The sequence below is a fragment of the Cohnella cholangitidis genome, from assembly GCF_014107495.1.
Taxonomy (GTDB): Bacteria; Bacillota; Bacilli; order Paenibacillales; family Paenibacillaceae; genus Cohnella; species Cohnella cholangitidis.
The window spans coordinates 2,490,447-2,511,923 of sequence record NZ_CP041969.1; the positions used below are offsets into that span (position 1 = coordinate 2,490,447).

Here is a 21,477-nt window from a genome sequence, read left to right on the forward strand (position 1 = left end):
GGCTCACTCCTTAAGGGCACGCACCCCGTTAATAAGCGTTATTTCGCCAATACCCAAGTATCTTTAACGCCGCCGCCCTGAGACGAATTGACGACGAGCGAACCTTCCTTCATCGCCACCCTGGTCAATCCGCCCGGAAGAACGCGTACATTCCTTCCGTCGGCCATCGCGAATACCCGCAAATCGATATGGCGATGAGCCATTTGGCCCTCCAGATTAATCGGCGACGTCGATAGCTTAATGGTCGGCTGGGCAATATAGTTAGCGGGATTCTCGCGGATTTTGGCCGCGAATCTTTCCCGTTCCCATTCGGTAGACGAAGGGCCGACGAGCATGCCGTAACCGCCGGACAAGGACGTCTCTTTCACGACCATCTCCTCGAGCCTTCCGAGAACGTGCTCCCGTTCGTCCGGGCGACTCATCAGATAGGTGGGCACATTGTTCAGAATCGGGCGTTCGTTCAAGTAATAACGGATCATCTCGGGAACGAAAGTATAGATAGCCTTATCGTCCGCGACGCCGGTCCCCGGCGCGTTAGCGATCGCAATGTTGCCGAAGCGATAGGCGTTCATCAATCCTGCGACGCCCAGCATGGAATCCGGGCGAAAAGCCAGAGGATCAAGGAAATCGTCGTCTATTCTCCGATACAGGACGTCAACCTTCCTCAAGCCGGTTAATTTGCGAATATAGATTTTGTTGTCCCTGCACACCAGATCGCGACCCTCGACGAGCTCCATCCCCATTTGTTGAGCGAGAAAAGCATGCTCGAAGTACGCGGAGTTGAAGCTTCCCGGCGTCAGGAGCACGATAACCGGCTCTGCGATGTCCGTAGGGGCTAGGTTGCGCAAGGAAGCACGGAAATCGTGAAGCGACCGCTCGATGCCTTTGACGGAATGCGAAAAGATGAGCTCCGGAAAATCATGGGTCATGATCGAACGGCTCTTATAGACGTAAGAAAATCCGGAGGGAGATCGCAAATTGTCTTCGAGGACGAAATAATCCCCTTTCTCGTCCCGGATAAGATCGATTCCGGAAGCCGTCACGTACGTGCCTCCGGGAACGGGCAGACGCATCATTCCGTACGGAAATACCGATTGCCCATCACCATGCGGCGGGGAACGAGTCCGTCCTTCAGGATGCATTGCTCATGATAAATATCGGTCAGGAACGCGTTCAAGGCGCGCACCCGCTGCCGCGTACCTTGCTCGATCGTTTCCCATTCCTCGGCAGGGATGACCCTAGGAATGAGATCGAACGGAATCGTCCGTTCCAATCCGTCGGTTTGATCTCCGCCCGATAAAGTGAACGTGATTCCTTCCTCCAGCAAACGCCCGTTCATCCGAGCCTGTCTGGCGATTCGGTCTTCCGTCGACATTCGCGATAGCACATGATGCACCTTGCGATAGTGCTCTCGAACTTGATCTCCGTCATACATTTCGTTGTAAAAACGGGAGGAAGGCGAAGTTACCGATACTTCGTTCATCATTTCCATGCAGAACGGCTCCCTCTTCCCACTGGGTTTTATTGTAATCATATTCCCGCGCTTCGTTTATGTCAATAATACTTACATAAATTTGCCGTAATTATTATATATTTAACACATATATACCATGAAAAGTCATGCATTGGTTAGAATCCGATTTATCGATATCCATAGCTTGATACGTCAGGATATGATAATATATATAAGTTGAGTTAGATCGCATTACTGGAGAGGGTGGTTGTCACCCATGAAATCGCATCGCGCATTAACCATTATATGGACTTTAACAGGCATTCAACCCCAAGGTTGAATGCCTGCTTTATTTTTTGCGCGGGGCAAACTTTCTTAGAAGGGGTAATCATTGTGGCGGATAGGCATCATTCGGGAATTGTGGCGATCTGGATTAGTCTGATAAGCAACATCGTTCTTACCATCATGAAAATCGGAGCCGGCCTTGTTCTGGCAAGCCCCGTCCTCCTCGCGGACGGAGTCCACAACGCCGGGGATATTATCGCGACCGTAGCCGCGCTCACTTCCTCCATGGTTTCCAAGAAGCCGGCCGACGAGGATCATCCCTATGGCCACGGCAAAGCGGAAGTCGTGGCGTCCGCTTTCGTGGCGATCGTCCTCGTGCTCGCCGCCTTCTGGATCGGCTTCCAGTCGATCGGAGCGTTGTTCGAGCCGCCTGGAGAAGAAAGTTGGTTAGCATTATGCGCAGCGGCGATCTCCCTGGTCTGGAAGCAAATCCTCTATCTCTATACGATCAAAATCGGCAAAGCGACGAATAGCAAAAGCGTGCTGGCCACCGCATACGATCACCTTGCCGACGTGTATGCCTCCCTTGCCGCCGTCATCGGAATCGGGCTCGGATTGCTTGGCGACTACCTTCATTGGGAGTGGGCCGCCTACGGCGATCCGATCGCCGGAATCATCGTTTCCTTGCTCGTGCTCAAACTTGCCTTCGAGATGGGCCGCGAAGCCATCGACATCTTGATGGAACACAACGTCGACGCGGAGAAGATCGCCCACTACGAAGATTTGCTCCGCACGGACGACAACGTCAAGAGAATCGATCGGGTACGCGCCCGCGAGCACGGCCACTACATCATCGTCGATATTCGCATAGGCATTCGCAACGATTTCACCATCCAACAAGGGCACGACATCAGCAAACAACTCAAAAAGCTCATCATGGACTTCGACCCCGACGTCGTCGAGGTCATGATCCATCTTAACCCTTGGGAGCCCGGCGAACACGAACTAGCCGCTAGGTAAACGACGCTCCCTTCGGCCGCGCCGAACCCTTCCGCGCCAACAAATAGAAAAAAGAGCAAGGGGTCCGGTCGGGCGGCCCCCTGCTCTTTTTTTCTATTGCAATAGACTATGCGACTTTATTATAAGTCATGATCCAAATCGAACCGGCCACGATCGTCAGCACGATAATCAACCCGAGAATTAGCACCATCAAGTTGTACCGCGGCTTGCCCTCTTCCTTCAAATGCATGAAGTAAAACAACTGCACGACGAACTGCAAGATTGCCGATCCCAGCAGGACGACGGTTGCCGCCGTCCCCTCCAGCATGTCGTTCAGAACGATGATCAGCGGAATCGCGGTCAAGACGAGCGAGAAGACGAATCCAATGACATAAGACTTAAGCGAACCATGCGATTCATGAGCCTCATGCGTGTCGTGCCCCGAATGCTGCGCCATCTTACATCACCTCCATCAGGTATACGATCGTAAAGACGAAGATCCATACGACATCGAGAAAATGCCAGTAAAGGCTAACGACATTCACTTTGCGCCGTGTGACGGAGTTAATGCCGTGACGGCTTAACTGTATCATGATAGCGATCATCCAGACGAGACCGATCGATACGTGAAGTCCATGCGTACCTACAAGCGTATAGAATGCCGACCAGAACGCGCTCGTGGAAATCGCCGCGCCTTCATGTACCAGCGTTACGAATTCCGTAATTTCAAGAGTAATAAAAGAAGCCCCGAGCAGCACGGTTACGATCAACCATCCGATCAATCCTTTGCGATCGCCTCTGTTCATCGACAGAACGGCCAATCCGCTCGTGAAGCTGCTTGTCAGCAAGATGAAAGTCTCGGCGATTACGCCGGGCATCTCGAACAAATCCGCCCCCGTAAGCCCGCCGGCCGTACTATCGCTTAGCACGACGAAAGTCGCGAACAAGGTACCGAACAGAATACAGTCCGTAATCAGGAATATCCAGAAGCCCATCATACGGAGCCCTTCAAGATCGTGATGCTCCTCATGCCCATGCTGGGCGTCATGAGACGGAGCGGAAATAATAGGTTTTCCCGAACTCGCCATTAGATAACCCTCCTTGCCGCCGCTTCCGTGCGTTTGATTTCATCGACCGGGATATAATAATCGGTCTTATAGTTGAACGAGTGAGCGAGCATGCATACGACTACGCCGATAAGTCCCGGAATGGCCATCCACAGCCAATCGAACACGAACCCGAATCCCGCGACGAAGAAGAAAGCCGACATAATGAACGGAATTCCCGAGTTTTTCGGCATATGAATCGGTTCGATCTTAGGCTGCGGTTTAGGCGCGCCCCCTTGCGCGATGCGCTGCTTCTCTTCCCAGAACGAGTCTTTCTCGTCCGCTCTAGGCAACGTAGCGAAGTTATACATCGGAGCCGGCGACGGAATGGACCATTCGAGCGTCCTGCCATCCCAAGGATCTCCCGTCGTGTCGCGTTCCATGAATTTGATGCTGTGCAAGATTTGCCATACTTGGAACAGGAAGCCGATCCCCATCAAGAAACCGCCGATCGTCGAGGTCAGGTTGAGCTCGTACCAGCCTTTGTCCCACCCATAGGTGCTTACGCGGCGAGTCATCCCCATCAAACCAAGGACGTATTGCGGCATGAAGCAAACGTAGAATCCGATGTTCCAGAACCAGAAAGCCCATTTGCCGATTTTTTCGTTCAGTTTGAATCCGAACACTTTAGGCCACCAGTAGTACAATCCGGCGAAATACCCGAACGCGACTCCGCCAATAAGTACTTGATGGAAGTGGGCGATAAGGAAGTAGCTGTTATGGAACTGGAAGTCCGCCGGCGCGACCGATAGCAATACGCCGGTCATCCCCCCGACTACGAAACAAGGAATGAATCCGATCATCCAGAGCATCGGAGTCGGGAAAGATAATCGGCCGCGATACATCGTGAACAGCCAGTTAAACACCTTGACCCCGGTCGGTATGGCGATAATCATCGTCGTGACCGCGAAGAACGCATTGACGTTCGCTCCGGATCCCATCGTGAAGAAGTGATGGGCCCAGGTAAAGAACGAAGCGATGCTTATGCTCATGAGAGCGAACACCATCGACTTATATCCGAACAGCCTTTTCTTCGAGAAAGTGGCCACGACTTCCGAGAAAATCCCGAACGCCGGCAAAATAACGATATAAACCTCCGGATGACCCCACATCCAGATCAAGTTGATGTACATCATCGGATTTCCGCCGGCATCCAACGTAAAGAAGTGAGCGCCTAGATAACGGTCGATAAATAAAAGCGCCAATGTGATGGTCAAAATCGGGAAAGCTAGAATAATCGTCAAACAGCTCGAAAGCACCGACCAAGTGAACATCGGCATTTTCATCAGCTTCATGCCGGGAGCGCGCATTTTGAGAATCGTAACGATAAAGTTGATCCCCGTCATCAAGCTCCCGATCCCCGAAATTTGAATCCCCCAAATGTAGAAATCCTGTCCTACGCCGGGGCTATGGGATAACTCGGAGAGCGGAGGATAAGCGAGCCAACCCGCGTCCGGAGAGCCTCCGATGACGAACGATACGTTGAACAGCATCGCCCCGAAGAAGAACAACCAAAAGCTAAGCGAGTTCAGGAACGGGAACGCGACGTCCCTCGCCCCGATTTGCAGCGGAATAACCAAGTTGAACAACCCGAACATAAGCGGCATCGCCATGAACAAGATCATGATGACCCCGTGCGTCGTAAAGATTTGGTTATAGTGTTCCGGAGACAGGAATTCCATATCCGGTACCGCTAGCTGCGTACGCATGAGGAGAGCATCGACTCCGCCGCGGAAAAGCATCAGCAACGAAGCGATTACGTACATGATCCCGATTTTCTTATGATCGACGGTCGTCAACCAATCTTTCCACAGCCACGTCCATTTTTTGAAATAGGTTAATGCGGCAACGACCGCAATGAGAGTGAGCGCGATGGAAACGTCGGCTCCATAGATGAGCGGATCGCCCGTTACGAAAAACTCCGAGGCGAAATCCTTAATATTGTCCCACATGCCGGCACCATCCTTTCTGCTTATTCATGGCCCATATGGCCTTCGTGATTCGACGACGCTTCGGCATTCTCGTGTTCATGCCCGGCCGCGCCCTCGTCTTTCTTGTCGCCCGCGCTATCGGAAGGTTCGGCATGACCCGAACCATGATTGTTGTGCGCACCGTATTTATTGACGATCTTCTCGAACAGCCCCTCCGGTATCGACGAGAACGTCTCTACTTCAGACACGCCCGGAATGGCCAACTGCTCATATCCCTCCGTCGTAAGCGCAGGAGACGAATCTTTGACCTGCTGCACCCACGCATCGAATTCCTCTTGCGATGTCGCCTTCGCCGTGAATTCCATCTTGCCGAAATCGCGTCCGCTGAAGTTGGCGCCCATGCCCATGTACGAACCAGGCTCTTCGGCGATAAGATGAAGCTTCATCGCCATGCCGGACATGGTATAGATCTGTCCGCCGAGCTGCGGAATCCAGAAGGAGTTCATCGGAGCATCCGAAGTAAGCTGGAATTGCACCGGCACGTCTTCGGGGAATTGAATGTAATTGACCGTTGCGATCCCCTGCTCCGGATATTGGAACAACCATTTCCAGTCGAGCGAGGTGACTTGGATGACGATCGGTTTAGCCTCATGCTCCAACGGTTTGGACGGCTCAAGCATATGCGTATATTTAATCGTTATTGCTCCAAGAATCACGATGATAATAATAGGAACGCCCCACCAGATCGTTTCCAGCTTCGTGCTATGCTCCCATTCAGGCTCGTACTTGGTCGCTTTCTTGGAATTGTGACGATATTTCCATACAATATAGAAGGTAAGAATCAATACCGGCACGATTACGACCAAACAAAGTACCGTAGAGATAATAATCAGATCCAATTGATGTTTGCCGATTTCGCCTTTCGGATTCAGCACGAGAATCTTATCCGCGCAGCCCGTCATGAGTATTGTCATCGCGATCAGCGATAGAGCTGCCGTTAGGCGCCGAAGCCCTTTCTTCATTTCCATCTCCCCCATCTTCTTGCTACTCGACATTACCCGCGAATCATGTCGGATTACCAGCCGCCCATGAATAACGAATTGCAGTATTCCTTTGATGCATTCAACATATCAGAAATCGAAGTGATGTTCCGCACAGTTAACAAAGGAGACAAATAAACGTTGAAAATTCGCAATACATTGTTCACCGTTTAGACGAATTGTGAATTTTATTACATACTGACCGGCAAAAACGACACAAAAAAAGGGAAGCCCGCCCAAGCCCCCCCCTTTTTTTTCTCTTCGCTTACTTTTCCGCACGAAAAAACCGCCTCGACAGAACAACGCGTTCTGCAAGGCGGTTATTTCATCGCAATATATGACTTAGGCCATTTCTTCCGTAGCGGTTGCCTGGGAATTCTCTTGATTCTTCTGCATCAGCGGAGCGATGACGCCGAACAGCATGATTTGGCTGCCGCCGATCAGAAATCCGATACCGACCATCAAACCGAGGTTGCGGTCGTTAAACTGCGCGATGTTCAAAAGACAGCACAGAATGCCAACTCCAAGAACGATCATAGCTACCCATTTCAACATGCGAGACATTTCTTTATTTTTCATGAGGCAAAACCCCTTCCGTGAAAGCGCTATATGTGAACATTTTATCACAGACTTGTGACAAATCAAAGACTAAATTCACATGTTCGACAAAATTAGGCACGACTTCGCTTAAAGTCGCCTGCGCTCCACGGAAAGGAGTCACTTATCCGAAGCGGCGGCCGCTGACGCCCCGGCCTCGGTTTGCTCCGCAGCTGGAGACGAGGACGGCGACGGGGATGCTTCCCCGGCAGTCGCTTTGGCTTTGGCCTCTTTCTCGCTTTCTTCCGTCAGCATCTGTTGACCTTTCGTCTGCAAACGATCAAGCGCCTCCGAGATGGTCGTCTTCCCGTCCTTAACACTCTGAAACTCTTGCTGTGTCAGCCCATCGAATTTCATGTAGAACTGTTGCGGAATCTTATCGAAATCCTTGTACATATTGTTCTGAGCCGGCTTCAAGCTATAGAAAGCTTCCATATGCAGCCCGTCTCCGTTGTCGAGATACTTCGTCCTCGTCGGGAAGCTGCCGTTCTGAAGTTTCGATGTCACCCGCGCGTAGTCGTCGCCGTTAATATAGCTTACGAATTTCCATGCCGCATCGGCGTTGGCGGTATTCGCGTCGATCGCGAAAATCTGGTTAAGCGACATATACGTGCTTTCGTCCGGAGTCTGCGGGTTAACCGGAACCGTAACGAGATCCCAATTTTGCACGCCTTTGCCTTTGTCTTTAAGTACGTTCTTCGCTTCTTTGATCTGGTTCATTAAATAACTGCCTTCCATGACCATAGCAACCTTGCCGCCGATGAACGGATCTCTCAAGAGATAGTCTTCATAGGAAGACGATCCTCCGTTCATCTGATTCGGATCTTCAACGTATAACGACCCGGATTTAAGCGCCGTGTTCGCCGTCTCGAAAGCCGTTTTCCAAGAATCGGAATTGATCATTAATTGCATGGACGACGGTTTAATGTAAGTTAACCCTTGCGACGATCCGATCATCATTCCGAGCTGGTAGAGGTCCGACTGGTAACCTACTTTCAAGCCGTAGACCCGATCGTCCTTCGAGCCGGTCGTCGGGAACCTCGCCGCGAGCTGCAACAGTTTCTCCCAACTCATTCGATCCTCGGGTAGCGTGACGCCATGCTTGGCAAACAAATCCTTGTTGTAGTAGATCGCCTGGCTGTAAAATTCCGGAACCAATCCGTACAGGATTCCATCGCTTTGCTGCTTGATGTACTCGATAACTCCCGGAGCGAAGCCCTCCAAATCATACTTATCTTTCTTGATAAAGGATTCCAGGTTGTACAGCTTGCCTTCGCTCGACATCCGGGAGTATTCGTCCGTACTGAGCATAAGAACGTCCGGCTTCTCCTGGGCAATAAACTCCTGTATCGCTTTCTGCATGTCTTTGCCTTCTTCGTAAGGAACGCTCTGCGTGGAGACCACTTCAATCTCGATATTCGGATATAGCGTGGAGAACAACATACCGTATTGTTGATAGAAACTTCTTTCATCGTAATGCATGACTTTAAGAGAGGTTTTGACGTTTTCCTTCGATTCGTTCCCGCCCGCGCTGCAACCGGCGAGCAAACCCACTAACATTACCGACACTATCATCATGTAAACAAACCTATTGGAACGCATATGTACACATCCTTAATCATTTGTTGTTGATCGATCCTGAAAAATAAGTCTCGCAAACCTCCTTTTCCCTAAAATCAGCCAAAAGGTTTACATATTGTACCATGAAAGGGAACGGAAGTTTCTTAAGATAACCTTAACAATCCATTAAGCGGAACAATTTAGGCGCCGCGCTAAGGATTAATATTTTTCAAACAGTACCTTGCATTATTCAGTACCGTGTGTTAAATTATAGCAGAAGCAGCTATTATCCATTATTCAGTACTGAGTAAACCATACAAAAACAGTTACAGATCGGAGGAAGTACCGTGGACATTAACACCCAATTCAAAAAAGGCGTGCTTGAACTGTGCGTGCTCGTGCTCATTCAAAAAAACGACCGTTACGGGTATGAGCTTGCAGAAGCGGTTTCGCAGCACATCGAAGTCGCGGAAGGCGCCCTGTACCCCCTTCTCCGCAAACTCGTCAAAGACGGCTATTGCACCACCTACCTGCAGGAGTCGAGCGAAGGCCCTCCTCGGAAGTATTACAAACTGACCCCCGAAGGGGCGTTATACTCGCAAAAATTAATCGTAGCCTGGAACGACTTCGTGCGGAACGTAGCCAACTTGATCGAACAGGCGAGTTCCAGAGCCAATCTTGACCGTTTCATGTTTGCCCCCGCCTTAAGTCGGGGTTAAACATCAACTCCCGTCGGTTATCGCGCGGATAGCACTTAAGCTAAAATGAACGAAAGGAAAGGGAGATTATTCCATGAATAAACAGGAATTTATCGCAACGCTTCAACATTACCTCTCAGCGTTGCCAGCGGAAGAACGAAACGAATTGTTGCGCGATTACGAAGCGCATTTCATTTACGGCCAGCAGCACGGCAAATCGGAAGACGAGATCGCTAGAGAGCTAGGAGATCCGCTGGCGCTGGCGAGAGAAGTCGTCGGCCCCGATTTTCTGCCGCCTCCGCCTTGGACCCCTTCACGCCGGGACACTCCACGGACTATCGCAGTGACGATTATGCTCTTCTTTACGAATCTCATATTCGCGGTTCCGGTCTTCGCCTTGCTGTGGTCCGTTTTCGCCGCTTTCTGCGCGGCCGCGATCGCGGGACTGATCTCGCCGATCGCCTTGGCGTTGGAACAAATCCTGTACAACGAATACACGAATCTTAAATTGTTTCTCGCGATCGGAATGCTCGGAATCGGCATGCTCATGGCCGCTTGGACGCGCACGATCGGCAAGTGGCTTATCCTAATCACCGCGAAATACGACCAATGGAACGTCAATACATGGAAAGGAAGATCGTAATCATGAAAAAACTGTGGTACATCGCCGCATTTTGCCTCATCCTAATAGGAGCCGCGGGAGCGCTCAGCTACGATTGGAATTCGCATGACAAAAACCTCCACGCGTTCGAGAAGACATGGACCTTCTCTCCGACGGAGCTGCGTAACCTGGACATCGAAAGCGACTATGACGTCGTTGTTACGTTCACGAAAAGCAGCGACGGCCAAAACTCCATTCAACTTAACGGCCGAGGCACGGAGAAGATGATCGAGAAAGCGAAATCAACCGAGATTACGAACCAGAGTCTTGAGCTGGATCTGACCCGCACGCCCAAAAAATACATTAACTTCTTCGACTTTAGCTTCGCCGAAGCCAAAGAGGAGCTCGTCATCTCCGTAACGGACGATACCCTTCTAGAGTCGCTGAAGATCGAGCTCGATTCCGGAAATATCGACATCACCGATGCGGCATTAGCCCGCATATCGGAAGCGGATTTGTCGGCGGACTCCGGCAACGTTTATCTTAACCGGTTCAAGAGCGACAAGCTGAATATCGACGTCGATTCCGGGAATATCAACGGCAGCGAAGTGACGGCGAGCGTATCGGCTTCCGCGGACTCCGGCAACATCAAGCTCGAGAAAATGACGGGGCCTAGCAATCTATCCGTCGATTCGGGTTCGATTAAATTGTATAAGCTGGACACGGCCAATACGGACATTACCGCGGACTCCGGCAACGTCTACGTTCAGGTTCCATCCCATTTTGCGGGATTCTACGATTTGAAGGTCGACTCCGGGAACATTAAAGCTCCGGAATCGACAAGACAAACGACGGATTACGTAAAAGTCAGGGCGGACAGCGGGAATATTAAAATCGAGCAGCAACAGTAAACGACAGAATACCATTCACGCCGTATTTTCTCTTAACCGATGAGAGATACGGCGTGTTTCGTTATGGACGAAATTCGCTATCGCGCTGCAAGGCGGGGATCGTCCTCCTACTTTAGTCGAGGCTGCATTCCAAACTTCGGACGGTTACCCGGATCTCCCTTCCGGGGTTAGGATGATAACAAGTGATTCATATCGAGAGCCGCGGACACTATCAAGGAGGTTACCCCTTTGTTCTCTATCGTTACCGGCATCATCTACGCTAGCGTATTTTTTACGATCGTTTTGTCCTGGATTGCGGGCAGCAAAGCTTCCCGTTTGCTTTACGGCGGCTCCGTCGAGAGGTTAAGCCGCAAAACCCGCAAGCAGATGGTCTGGAGCGCATACGTCACCCTGCCCGCGGCCACGGTTATTATTGCCACGCTTAGAATGACGGCATCTATGGATCCCGTATTCTGGGAAGACCGGGTCTTGCTTCATTTGCCTCTAGCTATCGTACCTTTATTAGGCTTGTGGTTGCTAACTATGCCAAGACTTTGGAAGCTGCGAAAGGTAACGCGCGGAACGACCGGCGCGCCCCTTCCCGCAGAAATCCGACGACAAGCCGCGCATCCGCTGATCATCGTTCCATTTCAGAGTTCCGCGCTCGGGGCCGCCACGATTCTCTACTACCTGCTCGTAACGCCCGTGCCGCTACAAGCGTCGAATTCGATTATCCCGATTCTCGTTTGGTTAGCCGCTTCCGCAGCCCTGTGGTACGCGCATGAGCGCCGTTTACGGAAAATCGGTCTTCCGGATGCCGTCTTTCCCTTCAATCCGCGCAGAAGATTCCTTAAAGGATTAGGTATTTTCTTCGTCGCGGCCGGAATAGCTTCCCTCGCGCTCATGGTCGAGTATCATAACAGCAAATTGCCCGGCCGACTTAACATGGCGGAAGGACCGATGGATTTCGGCGGTGGCCCGGAGCTTCGGCACGATGCTCAGGCAGATTTGTCCGTCGCCATGCTCACAGGCCCGAGGGATGGAACGCCGGATCGGAAGTTCACGTTAACCGCGGAGAAAAAAACCGTTACTTTAGGCTCCGGCGAGAAGGTCGACGCCTGGACCTTCAACGAACAAATTCCCGGTCCGGAACTCAGGATGAGGCAAGGAGAATTGGTTGAAGTCACGTTGATTAACGGCGATATCGAGGAAGGAGTTACGATTCATTGGCATGGGCTTGATGTCCCTAATGCCGAAGACGGAGTAGCCGGCGCTACGCAAGATGCGATATATCCGGGAGAACGTCACGTCTATCGGTTCGTTGCCGAGCAAACGGGAACATTCTGGTACCATTCGCACCAAGAGTCTCAAGAAGCCGTGAAGAGGGGATTGTTCGGAACGTTGATCGTGGATCCCGCAACGCCGGCTCAATCACCCGAGGAAGACATAACCGTCATTACGCACGTATGGGATGGAGCAGGAATGTCGGTCGGAGACCATAGCGGCGTGCAGCGCAAGAAAGTAACGCCCGGAACGCCGGTACGCCTTAGACTGATTAATACCCAGGATTGGATTCGGCAAAAATACGTGCTGGTCAACACGCCGTTCCAAGTTGCCGCCATCGACGGAACGAACCTGAACGAGCCGGAGGAGTTGCAGGACGCGCATATTACGCTAACGACCGGCGGAAGGGCCGATCTTACGTTCCTCATGCCCGACCGCCCCGTCTTCCTAAGCGTAGGCGGCAACAAGAACCACGGCATCCTTCTCAGTCGAGACGGATCGGGGGATATTCCCGATATTCCGGTTACCGCCCCCTTCGATCCCCTCGCGTACGGAACGCCAACCGGGACTCTTATCGATGCGAATAGCGACTTCGATCGCGAATTCGAGCTCATTTTAGACAACAAGCTCAGCTTCTACAACGGCCAGTTCAGCTCCCTGTACACGATAAACGGCGAAGTTTTTCCGAATACGCCTATGTTCATGGTTCAAGAGGGCGATCTCGTGAAAACGACCATCTACAACCGCGGAGCCGTCGATCATCCGATGCACTTGCACGGCCACCATATGCTCGTATTGTCTCGCGATGGCGAACCGTCGACGGGCAGTCCCTGGTATTCCGATACGCTGGACGTCCAACCCGGAGAAACTTACGAGGTCGCCTTCATAGCCGATAACCCCGGACTTTGGATGGACCATTGCCACAATCTGACGCATGCCGCCGCGGGCATGTCCATGCATCTCATGTACGAAGGAATCTCCACCCCTTACACGGTAGGATCGGAATCTCGCAATCATCCCGAGTAAACGATCAGCAGGAGCAAGTCAAGAAATTTACTTCATTTTAGAACCCCTGCTCCGCCGCATACCGTCCCCAGTGCGGACGGCTTCCGTCCATGTCGGAGATGCCGTATTCATCGGATAACCCCCATGAAGTGAAGGCTTTGCCGGATTTGCCCAACAAGTCCGGGTCCGCCGCCAACGCGGCCACTCCGCGCCCGAGAAAGTATGGAGTTTCCGATTGCAGGAAGTGAGGATCCTGTTTCGCGGCATCGCGCCAATTCTCCTCCGTCACGCCGAAGTGATCCAACATTTCCTCCGACCGAAGAAACCCCGGCGTTACGGATACCGCCGCAACGCCGTGCGGCCGAAGCTCCGCCGCTAGCGCCTCGGCCATATGGATGGCCGAAACTTTAGCAAGGCTATAAGGAAGGTTTCCGCGATATCGATAATCGTAGCCGTCCGTTACTTCCACGACGAGCCCCTTACCTTTAGCTACGAGAAGCGGCGCGCCATAATAACTCGTAATCATGTGGGAATGCACCGCCCGCCGCTGCATGAGCAGCGCCTTGTCCAGCGAACCTTCCCAGAACGGAGTTCCCCATTCGGATAACTTCTCCCCTCCCCACACATCGTTAACGAGGATATCCAATCCCCCTTCCCTGTCTTGCTTCACCTTATCAAAAAGCGCTTTAACCTGCGACTCCTCGGTATGATCGACCCGAACGGCGATCCCCCGGCCCCCTTGTTCGGTCACTAGCTCGGCCGTCTCTTCGATCGTTTCCGCGCGACCGATATCCGAGGGCCCCCCTCGCACGCTGCGCCCCGTTACATACACGGTTGCGCCGGCTGCGCCTAACATCATCGAGATCGCACGCCCCGCCCCTCTTGTCGCTCCTGCCACAACCGCTGCTTTTCCCTCTAACGGTTTCATGCCAACACTCCTTCTCTTTTTTTTAATAATGCCATCGGCGTTGCCAACTGCCCCTTAATCGTACATCGGATAGATGACAACCTCTGTCATATATAAATGGTATACTGGAACATGTAATCAACCATTCAAGGAGGCAACTTTATGAGAGCGGATCGGTTGCTTGCGATCTTATCCCTGCTGCAGACTCACGGCCGATTATCCTCCAAGGAGCTCGCCCTGAAACTCGAAGTTTCGGAACGGACCGTCCATCGCGACATGGAGTCCTTGGGCATGGCCGGCATTCCCGTATACGCGGAACGGGCCCCAAGGGCGGCTGGACGTTATCCGAAGGCTACCGCAGCCAAATTACGGGAATGACGATCGACGAAATCCGCTCGCTCATGCTCTTGCATTCTTCGAGCGTCGTGAGGGACTTAGGGTTGAACGACCAGGCGCAAACGGCGTTCCGCAAGCTGCTATCGGCGCTGCCGACAACCGTAAGGAACGACGCGGAATACGTCCGGGAACGCATCCACGTAGACGGAGCAGGCTGGCACTCCGCAACCCCCTCGCGCAGCTCGCATTTGCAAACGGTGCAGGAGTCCCTATGGGCGCAGCGCAAATTACGAATAACCTACCTCGGTTGGGATTCCGCGACGGCCACCGAGCGAATCGTCTGCCCGCTAGGTTTGGTAGCGAAGATGAGCGTATGGTATATGGTCGCCCAAACGGAAGAAGAAATCCGAACATTCCGGATTTCCCGCTTGCAGCACGCCGATAGGCTTGACGAGACATTCGACCGCCCCGTCCCCTTCGATCTCGCGGACTACTGGGAGCGTTCGACCGCTAGCTTCAAAGCCAACCTTCCCCGCTATCCCGCGCAAGTACGAATACGTTCCGGAAGCTGGAGCAAATTCAATCAAGCCAAATACGCGAAAGTCATAAGCCATCGCGATTTAGATCAAGACGGATGGATCGAAGCGGAAGTAAACTTCCAGACGTTGGAGTCCGCCTGCGAGATCATGCTCGGGTTAGGCAGTTCCGCCCAAGCCATCGCCCCCGAACGACTGCGGGAAGCGATATGCGAGGAGAGCAAAGCGATTGCCTCGCTATATGAGGACGGATAAGGAGGATATACTAAAAAAAGAGAAGCCTTACGGCTCCTCTCCCCTTTCAACGATTTCGCTATTCGTCCATCCAGCTGGAGATCTCCAGGAAATAGGCGATGAATTGATCCGATGTCATCGGACGGCCCGTGAAGAAACCTTGAATTCGGTCGCACTGCAGCTGCTGCAGCCTTTGCAGTTGTCCTTCCGTCTCTACTCCTTCCGCCGTAACCGACAAGCCCAAGCTGTGGGACATTTCGATGACGGCCTTGGCGATCGCATCGTCGTCGGAATCCTCTATCATATTAAGAATGAAAGATGGATCGATCTTGACGATATGGACAGGCAGCTTCTTAAGCCACAGAAGCGAGGATTGTCCGATGCCGAAATCGTCAATCGCGATTTTGACCCCGATCTTCACCAACTCGCCCAGCATTCGTATGCTGTGCTCCATGTTCTGCACGGCCGTATGCTCGGTGATCTCCAGACAGAGGTTATACGGCTCGATCCCCGTATCTTTGAGCACCCGGCGAACCAATTCGGGGAAATCGTCTTGCTGGAACTGCAGCGCTGAAATATTGACCGAAATAACCAACGACGGCATGCCCGCGTGAATCCAACGCTTGCATTCCAAACAAGCCCGCTCCAGCACCCACTGCCCGATCGGGATAATGAGCCCCGTCTCCTCCGCTAACGGAATGAATTCGCCCGGCTGTATCGTTTGGCCATCCGGGGAATTCCACCTGAGCAGCGTTTCCGCGCCGTAGACCTTCCCCGTCGCCAGCGACACCTGCGGTTGAAAATTGAGCATAAGCTCCTTGCGTTCCAACGCGTACCTTAAGCCATTTTCCATATTAAACCTTTCCGCCTGCTTCGAACTGAGAGCAGGAGTGTAGATTTCGAGGCGATTGCCGCCGCTTTCCTTCGTATGGTACATAGCCAAATCCGCGAATCGAATAAGAGAATCGACGTCGGTTCCGTCATAGGGGTACATGCAAGCCCCGATACTTGCCGACAAGTAAAACTCCCGCCCCTCCAAGAGAAACGGCTTCGTCAACAGCCGAAGCATCCGGTCGGACACTCTCTTAACGTCGTCTACCCCTTCGATCGGAGACAACAATACGATGAATTCGTCTCCGCCCAGCCGCGCGATAATGCCCATGTCCCCAACGCACTCTTTCAACGAAACAGCCGCATGCTGCAGCAGCAAATCTCCCGTCTGGTGGCCCAGCGTATCGTTGACGATCTTAAAGCGGTCAAGATCGATCATCATGACGGCAAGCTTTTTCCCGTCGCGCAACCGATCGTCCATCGCAGCTTGAAGCTGATCCTTGAACAACAGCCGGTTAGGCAATCCCGTCAAAGCGTCCTGATAAGCAAGTTGAGTGATTCTGGCTTCGTTCGCTTTTTTCTCCGTAATATCGGTTAACGATCCGATGATCCGCATCGCCTGACCGTCCGCGCTCCATACGACGTCCCCCGCCAGGAATACCCATAAGAATTGCTCTTCCAAGCCGCGAATCCGAAATTCCAGTTGAAGCGGTTGATCCTTCTTATAAGGAGGCGCGAATGCGGCGCTGACGAGCTGCTGGTCGTCCGGATGAACAAGATCCACGAACGATTTAGGATCTGCCGTTAACTTCGCCGTTGATCCGCTTAATATTTTGTGCGCGCGAATGTTCCAATCGATCTTATTCGTCGTCAGATCCCAATCCCATATGCCGTCGTTCGTCGTCCTTGACACGATTTCCAATTTCTCGGCGATCGATCTGACTTGCTGAAAGAGCAGCTCCCGTTCAAGAGCAACGGCAAGAATCGTGAAGCTATGACGGGACAGATCGTTGGCGACGAAGTTGTTCAGCGGATCGAGCGGCCCTACGAGCGCGATATATCCCCAATTCTGAAGCTCCGACTTGACGGGATGCAAGATGATGACATCCTCTCCCCCGGGTCGGGTACCCGGAGGAAGGTAATCCACTGGAGGAAAGCTGTGGAGTTGGTACTTCTCCCCTTCCGGCGGCACGGGATCTCCGTGCTTGCTGAATACTTGCCGCACGACCAGATGCCTTTGACCGTCCTCGGCCTCTTCCCACAAGGCTAAGCAGCCCCAGTGCAATAAATTCCAGAACAGATCGGAAATATGTATTTTCTCTTCTTTGGTCGCGATTATCAAACCGCGGGTCATCTTGTAATTGTTGACGGTAACATTATGCAGCGAGGCTCTCAGCTCGGATAAACTGCGCAAATAGTGGTCGAAATCGTCTGCCGTCTTGAATTGCAGCCTCTCATGGCATGCGCAAGAAGACCTGACGACGAATTCGGCCGGAATGAACTCCTCGCCCCCCGCCGTCCGCCCGTCCAACGCATCGAACACTCTGCGCACAGCATCCCGCGCCATGCCCTCGAAAGGCTGCCGTACCGTCGTCAACGACGGGTAACTCACCGCCGCTTGATGAATATCGTCAAATCCGATCACGGCGCAATCCCCCGGGACGGAATAACCCTTGGATTGCAGGTGATCGATGGCTCCGAGCGCGTTCAAGTCCGTGCCCGCGACGATAGCCGTGAAGGGAACTCCGTCATGCAGCAGATTCTCCACGGCATGAACGCGCCCTCCACCAGATTGTCGTACGATTTCACGACTCTCCGCTCATCGAACGGCAATCCCCGACGTTCCAAAGCATCGCGATACCCAAGATATCGTTCATGCAAATCATATTGATCCAAGTTACCGATGAAGGCGATTTCCCGATGGCCATGATCGATGAGATGGTCGACCGCAGCCTCCATGCTCACGCGGTTATCGACGAGAACGGATTGCCCGTGCGCGTAAGGAGATTGGAAGCCCACGCAGACGAAGGGCTTGTCGCTTTTGCCAAGCAACTCAAGAAAAGAAGCGCTTGCGGAGGGCAGTATTAATATCCACGCATCGACAAGCTCGAACGCAATCGGCTCTTCCAGCGAAGTAATCCCCAAATATTCATCCGCGACCTGCACGGCGAACAGCTGCGATTGCCTCTCCCGAACCGCCTCGTGAATGTAAGGCAAGAGCCTTCCGTAATACTCTCCGTCCAAGTGAGGTGCGATCACACCTATCCTCTTACCCTGAACCATGATGCTCCCTGCCTTCTGTATGTAGGTAACAAGCAAACCTGTGTAAAGACAATTTTCAACATTTTTCCTTGAATTCCTCTTATCGACCTTCCATAATCCGAAAAAAACATGAAACCCTCGCTAGGAGGGCTTCATGTCTCAAGAGAACACGTCATATGATATGCGTTCCGGATATTTATTTCGAGACGAAGTCGATCTTCTTCTCCCCGTCTAAATACAACTTGCGAAACTTAAGATAGGATACCGTCCTCCACGGAACGACATACCCGACCAAGACCGTCATGAATAAGGCCGCCATCGTCTCTTGATCCAACGAGCTCAAGTAATCCCGAAGCAGGAAACGGATCACCAATACCCCAAGGAACGAAACGAAAAAACCTATATTTTTCACCGCGTAAATTTGTTGGTCGTCCCGACGCTCGAAATTGGTCGTAATAATAAGAGGCACGGAGAGCAGACATCCGATCGCGAGCGCCGCACCCCATTCCCACGCAGGGGCATGCGCTTTCGAACCGAAGATAAGCAACAGGCTGGGGATCAGGAACAGCATAGGCCAGATTAAACGGGATCCGTTCCCTCGAATAGGCCGATACATTCCGCGGGCTCTGCGCCAGATAACCAGTGCCGCAACCAATATCGCAATCATATATACAGAGTAATCCATGTGGTTCACCTCTTGTTTGGAATACATTCAGCATATAGGAAATCATGTATCCCCGTTAGTGACTATCGTCATTTTCCGGCGTTAACGAAAGTCACGGAATAGCGACAAGCTTCTTCCTTTAACCGAAGAACCGGATATGCTTGATTTGCGTAATCCAGCGATCCAACGCCTTTCTCGCCATGCTTCTATTATCCGGCAACAACTCTAGGTTCGAGAGAGAGGCAATAAGCTCGGCATTGTCCGAAATCGACCGATCGTCCGTATCGATATGATGTTGAAACGCTTCGTCGGACAGCCCCTCGATGCACCTGTCCATTTGTTCGGCAGCCCACGACTTGCCCCCTTCCCCGCGGCTTCTCAACCGTTTCTTCAGCGTTTCCCTAGAAGCGCATAGAGTAAAATGATGAACGACAACCCCGCCCTTCCGCAATCTCCCCACGATTTCATCGAAATATTGCAGGCTCACTACCGTCATAGGAGCAATAATGACTCCGCCAAACTCCAGGTCAAGATGTTTCAGCATGGAATAGTTGAATTCGCGCCACATCGAATAGTCTTGAAAGTCGTTTTGGCAGATCGATTTAGGGACGTTCTTTCCGATAAAATAACCCGCATTCTCCGGATCGTATACGTAAGAACGCTCGAGTCTTCTATGTAATTCGTACGCGGTTTGCGTCTTGCCGGCACCGAACGCGCCATTAATCCAAATGATCACTGCATAGTCACCTCGGTAACGAAATAGAAAGGACGGCTCACCCAAATAACGAATTCCGACCGCAAAAGGTTTAACCCTCCAACTTGCGGGCCGGCTTTCGATTTCGTTATGATGAAGGCAAAGAATCAGTCAAGAGAACAGGAGCGAGCCGACATATGAAGGCAGTTATCGTTGGGGCGGGAGCAATCGGAGGATTTATAGCCGCGCGAATGTTAGAAGCAGGGCTGGATGTCACTTTGCTAGTGCGCGAGGGCAGAAAACGAAAGCTCGAAGAGACGGGACTTGTCGTGAGAAGCCCTGCAGGCGATTATCGCGGTCATCCTCCGCTATTAACGAGCGGTCAGCCCGGCGGACCTTTCGATCTGGCGATTATCGCCTCCAAATCGTACGGACTTCCCGAAGTCCTTATTCAACTACGTCCATATTTGCATTCGCGTACGTTTATATTGCCTTTCCTGAACGGAATGAAGCACATGGAGCAAATCATGGACGCTTACCCCGGACAACCCCTGTTAGGCGGCGTCGCGCGGATCGAAGCTACGTTAGGAGAAGACGGGGCGATCCATCACATGACTCCTCATCACTTATTTACATATGGCCGATTCCGCAACTTCGCGGATCACGAATACGAGAACGCGAGAGCCGTCTTGTCCTCCGTCCCGCTGTTCGCCGAGAAATCGGACATCGAGCGCGATCTATGGGAAAAATACGCGTTCATTAACGTCTTGTCGGGATTAACGACTTTATTCCAAGCGCCCGTCGGCGACATTCGCGAGGCGCCGCGAGGGATGGACACGTTTAAACGCGCATTCACGGAAACAGTTAACGTCATCAGGAAGGCAGGAGGAACGTTGAGCGACGATTTCATCGACAAACAGCTGCTGACGGTAAGTAAAATGTCCGCACGGAGCACATCCTCTATGTTAAGGGACCTCACCCAAGGACTTCCGACGGAAGCCGACCATATTCAAGGGTATCTCGTGGAGCTGGCTCAGCGGCATGATTGCGAGATCCCTTTAATAGAGGTCATCTATCAACGCCTTGCAATCTACGCGAAGTCCCGTTCGACGGCTTCGAGTTAAATTCGTTTAGCGTATTCGTCGCCCCACACTTTCATGCTCTGGATAATCGGGGATAGCGTCATTCCGAATTCCGTCAGCGAATACTCGACCTTGGGCGGAACCTCGCTATACACTTTCCGATGGATGATCCCGTCTGCCTCCAGCTCTCTGAGCTGGAGCGTTAGCATCCGTTGGGTAACGCCCGGCATCAGCTTGCGAAACTGATTAAACCGCTTCTTTTCTTCCAGTAAATGAAATAAAATGATTCCCTTCCACTTGCCGCCGATGACATCTAACGTCGCTCCGACGGAGCACGTATATTTCTTCCCCCTTTTCCCCTCCACAGCTTCGTAGCTACACTGATTATCGTCCATATCCGAACGCCTCCTTAAGTATAAAAACAGATACTATATCACATAAATGTGCGTACTATTCAATCCTACCCCTTAGTTATACAATGA

The 21,477-nt window shown here is 52.1% G+C and carries 20 protein-coding genes and 1 pseudogene; 8 read left to right on the forward strand and 13 right to left on the reverse strand.

Going from position 1 to position 21,477, the window contains the following annotated elements; genetic code table 11:
- Positions 1 to 38: 38 nt before the first annotated feature.
- Positions 39 to 1,486: pseudogene (locus FPL14_RS11840) on the reverse strand (circularly permuted type 2 ATP-grasp protein).
- Between the two features lie 360 nt (positions 1,487 to 1,846).
- On the opposite strand from FPL14_RS11840, the gene FPL14_RS11845 reads away from it, so the two are divergent.
- Positions 1,847 to 2,758 carry a cation diffusion facilitator family transporter gene (locus FPL14_RS11845; RefSeq protein WP_229263884.1) on the forward strand — a complete coding sequence of 304 codons (912 nt, stop codon included), beginning with the start codon at positions 1,847 to 1,849 and terminating at the stop codon, positions 2,756 to 2,758.
- A gap of 106 nt (positions 2,759 to 2,864) precedes the next feature.
- Here the strand turns inward: FPL14_RS11845 and cyoD are convergent, their stop codons facing one another.
- From cyoD to FPL14_RS11875, 6 genes are all read right to left on the reverse strand, one after another.
- The gene (cyoD, locus tag FPL14_RS11850) at positions 2,865 to 3,194 is read right to left on the reverse strand and encodes a cytochrome o ubiquinol oxidase subunit IV (RefSeq protein WP_182303126.1); all 330 of its coding nucleotides are present in this window, start codon (positions 3,192 to 3,194) and stop codon (positions 2,865 to 2,867) included.
- 1 nt (position 3,195) lies between these two features.
- Positions 3,196 to 3,825 carry a cytochrome o ubiquinol oxidase subunit III gene (gene cyoC, locus FPL14_RS11855; RefSeq protein WP_182303127.1) on the reverse strand — a complete coding sequence of 210 codons (630 nt, stop codon included), beginning with the start codon at positions 3,823 to 3,825 and terminating at the stop codon, positions 3,196 to 3,198.
- Complete coding sequence (locus FPL14_RS11860; RefSeq protein ID WP_182303128.1) at positions 3,825 to 5,795, reverse strand: cbb3-type cytochrome c oxidase subunit I; 1,971 nt, start codon at positions 5,793 to 5,795, stop codon at positions 3,825 to 3,827. The genes cyoC and FPL14_RS11860 overlap by 1 nt, the downstream gene beginning before the upstream one ends.
- A gap of 20 nt (positions 5,796 to 5,815) precedes the next feature.
- A complete protein-coding gene (gene cyoA / locus FPL14_RS11865; protein ID WP_182303129.1) occupies positions 5,816 to 6,796 on the reverse strand; it encodes a ubiquinol oxidase subunit II in 981 nt (326 codons plus the stop codon).
- Positions 6,797 to 7,156: 360 nt separating this feature from the next.
- A complete protein-coding gene (locus FPL14_RS11870) occupies positions 7,157 to 7,393 on the reverse strand; it encodes a hypothetical protein (RefSeq protein ID WP_182303130.1) in 237 nt (78 codons plus the stop codon).
- Between the two features lie 138 nt (positions 7,394 to 7,531).
- A complete protein-coding gene (locus FPL14_RS11875) occupies positions 7,532 to 9,013 on the reverse strand; it encodes an ABC transporter substrate-binding protein (RefSeq protein ID WP_182303131.1) in 1,482 nt (493 codons plus the stop codon).
- 305 nt (positions 9,014 to 9,318) lie between these two features.
- Between FPL14_RS11875 and FPL14_RS11880 the strand changes: the two genes are divergently transcribed.
- From FPL14_RS11880 to FPL14_RS11895, 4 genes are all read left to right on the forward strand, one after another.
- Positions 9,319 to 9,690, forward strand: a complete 372-nt coding sequence (locus tag FPL14_RS11880; protein ID WP_182303132.1) for a PadR family transcriptional regulator — start codon at positions 9,319 to 9,321, stop codon at positions 9,688 to 9,690.
- Between the two features lie 73 nt (positions 9,691 to 9,763).
- Positions 9,764 to 10,312, forward strand: coding sequence for an HAAS signaling domain-containing protein (locus FPL14_RS11885; RefSeq protein WP_182303133.1), 549 nt, complete (start codon positions 9,764 to 9,766; stop codon positions 10,310 to 10,312).
- A 2-nt stretch (positions 10,313 to 10,314) separates the two neighbouring features.
- Positions 10,315 to 11,181 (forward strand): DUF4097 family beta strand repeat-containing protein, encoded by an 867-nt coding sequence (locus FPL14_RS11890; protein WP_182303134.1) that lies wholly within the window; start codon positions 10,315 to 10,317, stop codon positions 11,179 to 11,181.
- 228 nt (positions 11,182 to 11,409) lie between these two features.
- Positions 11,410 to 13,470, forward strand: coding sequence for a multicopper oxidase family protein (locus FPL14_RS11895; RefSeq protein ID WP_182303135.1), 2,061 nt, complete (start codon positions 11,410 to 11,412; stop codon positions 13,468 to 13,470).
- A 37-nt stretch (positions 13,471 to 13,507) separates the two neighbouring features.
- On the opposite strand, the gene FPL14_RS11900 is transcribed toward FPL14_RS11895, so the two are convergent.
- Positions 13,508 to 14,377, reverse strand: coding sequence for an SDR family oxidoreductase (locus FPL14_RS11900; protein ID WP_182303136.1), 870 nt, complete (start codon positions 14,375 to 14,377; stop codon positions 13,508 to 13,510).
- 141 nt (positions 14,378 to 14,518) lie between these two features.
- On the opposite strand from FPL14_RS11900, the gene FPL14_RS30505 reads away from it, so the two are divergent.
- Both FPL14_RS30505 and FPL14_RS11905 read left to right on the forward strand, forming a co-directional pair.
- The gene (locus tag FPL14_RS30505; RefSeq protein ID WP_324617903.1) at positions 14,519 to 14,734 is read left to right on the forward strand and encodes a helix-turn-helix transcriptional regulator; all 216 of its coding nucleotides are present in this window, start codon (positions 14,519 to 14,521) and stop codon (positions 14,732 to 14,734) included.
- Positions 14,731 to 15,483, forward strand: a complete 753-nt coding sequence (locus tag FPL14_RS11905; protein ID WP_324617904.1) for a helix-turn-helix transcriptional regulator — start codon at positions 14,731 to 14,733, stop codon at positions 15,481 to 15,483. The genes FPL14_RS30505 and FPL14_RS11905 overlap by 4 nt, the downstream gene beginning before the upstream one ends.
- 58 nt (positions 15,484 to 15,541) lie before the next feature.
- Here the strand turns inward: FPL14_RS11905 and FPL14_RS11910 are convergent, their stop codons facing one another.
- The 4 genes from FPL14_RS11910 to FPL14_RS11925 all read right to left on the reverse strand — a co-directional run bounded on the left by FPL14_RS11910 (position 15,542) and on the right by FPL14_RS11925 (position 19,955).
- A complete protein-coding gene (locus tag FPL14_RS11910) occupies positions 15,542 to 18,061 on the reverse strand; it encodes an EAL domain-containing protein (RefSeq protein ID WP_182303137.1) in 2,520 nt (839 codons plus the stop codon).
- The gene (locus FPL14_RS11915) at positions 18,001 to 18,552 is read right to left on the reverse strand and encodes a substrate-binding domain-containing protein (protein ID WP_182303138.1); all 552 of its coding nucleotides are present in this window, start codon (positions 18,550 to 18,552) and stop codon (positions 18,001 to 18,003) included. Before FPL14_RS11915 ends, FPL14_RS11910 begins: the two co-directional genes overlap by 61 nt.
- Positions 18,553 to 18,751: 199 nt before the next feature.
- The gene (locus FPL14_RS11920) at positions 18,752 to 19,240 is read right to left on the reverse strand and encodes a cytochrome c biogenesis protein CcdC (RefSeq protein WP_182303139.1); all 489 of its coding nucleotides are present in this window, start codon (positions 19,238 to 19,240) and stop codon (positions 18,752 to 18,754) included.
- Positions 19,241 to 19,358: 118 nt separating this feature from the next.
- Entirely contained in the window at positions 19,359 to 19,955 is a 597-nt protein-coding gene (locus FPL14_RS11925; RefSeq protein ID WP_182303140.1) for an AAA family ATPase, read from the reverse strand.
- A gap of 155 nt (positions 19,956 to 20,110) precedes the next feature.
- On the opposite strand from FPL14_RS11925, the gene FPL14_RS11930 reads away from it, so the two are divergent.
- Positions 20,111 to 21,037, forward strand: a complete 927-nt coding sequence (locus FPL14_RS11930) for a ketopantoate reductase family protein (RefSeq protein ID WP_182303141.1) — start codon at positions 20,111 to 20,113, stop codon at positions 21,035 to 21,037.
- On the opposite strand, the gene FPL14_RS11935 is transcribed toward FPL14_RS11930, so the two are convergent.
- Complete coding sequence (locus FPL14_RS11935) at positions 21,034 to 21,390, reverse strand: winged helix-turn-helix transcriptional regulator (protein WP_182303142.1); 357 nt, start codon at positions 21,388 to 21,390, stop codon at positions 21,034 to 21,036. The two genes, FPL14_RS11930 and FPL14_RS11935, sit on opposite strands and share 4 nt — an antisense overlap.
- Between the last annotated feature and the right edge of the window lie 87 nt (positions 21,391 to 21,477).

Bases quoted from the DNA above. Each gene is read 5' to 3' on its own strand.
- FPL14_RS11875 (WP_182303131.1), bottom strand. From the start codon at position 9,013: ATGCGTTCCAATAGGTTTGTTTACATGATGATAGTGTCGGTAATGTTA.
- FPL14_RS30505 (WP_324617903.1), top strand. From the start codon at position 14,519: ATGAGAGCGGATCGGTTGCTTGCGATCTTATCCCTGCTGCAGACTCAC.
- cyoD (WP_182303126.1), bottom strand. From the start codon at position 3,194: ATGGCGCAGCATTCGGGGCACGACACGCATGAGGCTCATGAATCGCAT.
- FPL14_RS11920 (WP_182303139.1), bottom strand. From the start codon at position 19,240: ATGGATTACTCTGTATATATGATTGCGATATTGGTTGCGGCACTGGTT.
- FPL14_RS11890 (WP_182303134.1), top strand. From the start codon at position 10,315: ATGAAAAAACTGTGGTACATCGCCGCATTTTGCCTCATCCTAATAGGA.
- FPL14_RS11900 (WP_182303136.1), bottom strand. From the start codon at position 14,377: ATGAAACCGTTAGAGGGAAAAGCAGCGGTTGTGGCAGGAGCGACAAGA.
- cyoC (WP_182303127.1), bottom strand. From the start codon at position 3,825: ATGGCGAGTTCGGGAAAACCTATTATTTCCGCTCCGTCTCATGACGCC.
- cyoA (WP_182303129.1), bottom strand. From the start codon at position 6,796: ATGAAGAAAGGGCTTCGGCGCCTAACGGCAGCTCTATCGCTGATCGCG.
- FPL14_RS11860 (WP_182303128.1), bottom strand. From the start codon at position 5,795: ATGTGGGACAATATTAAGGATTTCGCCTCGGAGTTTTTCGTAACGGGC.
- FPL14_RS11935 (WP_182303142.1), bottom strand. From the start codon at position 21,390: ATGGACGATAATCAGTGTAGCTACGAAGCTGTGGAGGGGAAAAGGGGG.
- FPL14_RS11905 (WP_324617904.1), top strand. From the start codon at position 14,731: ATGACGATCGACGAAATCCGCTCGCTCATGCTCTTGCATTCTTCGAGC.
- FPL14_RS11930 (WP_182303141.1), top strand. From the start codon at position 20,111: ATGAAGGCAGTTATCGTTGGGGCGGGAGCAATCGGAGGATTTATAGCC.
- FPL14_RS11870 (WP_182303130.1), bottom strand. From the start codon at position 7,393: ATGAAAAATAAAGAAATGTCTCGCATGTTGAAATGGGTAGCTATGATC.
- FPL14_RS11885 (WP_182303133.1), top strand. From the start codon at position 9,764: ATGAATAAACAGGAATTTATCGCAACGCTTCAACATTACCTCTCAGCG.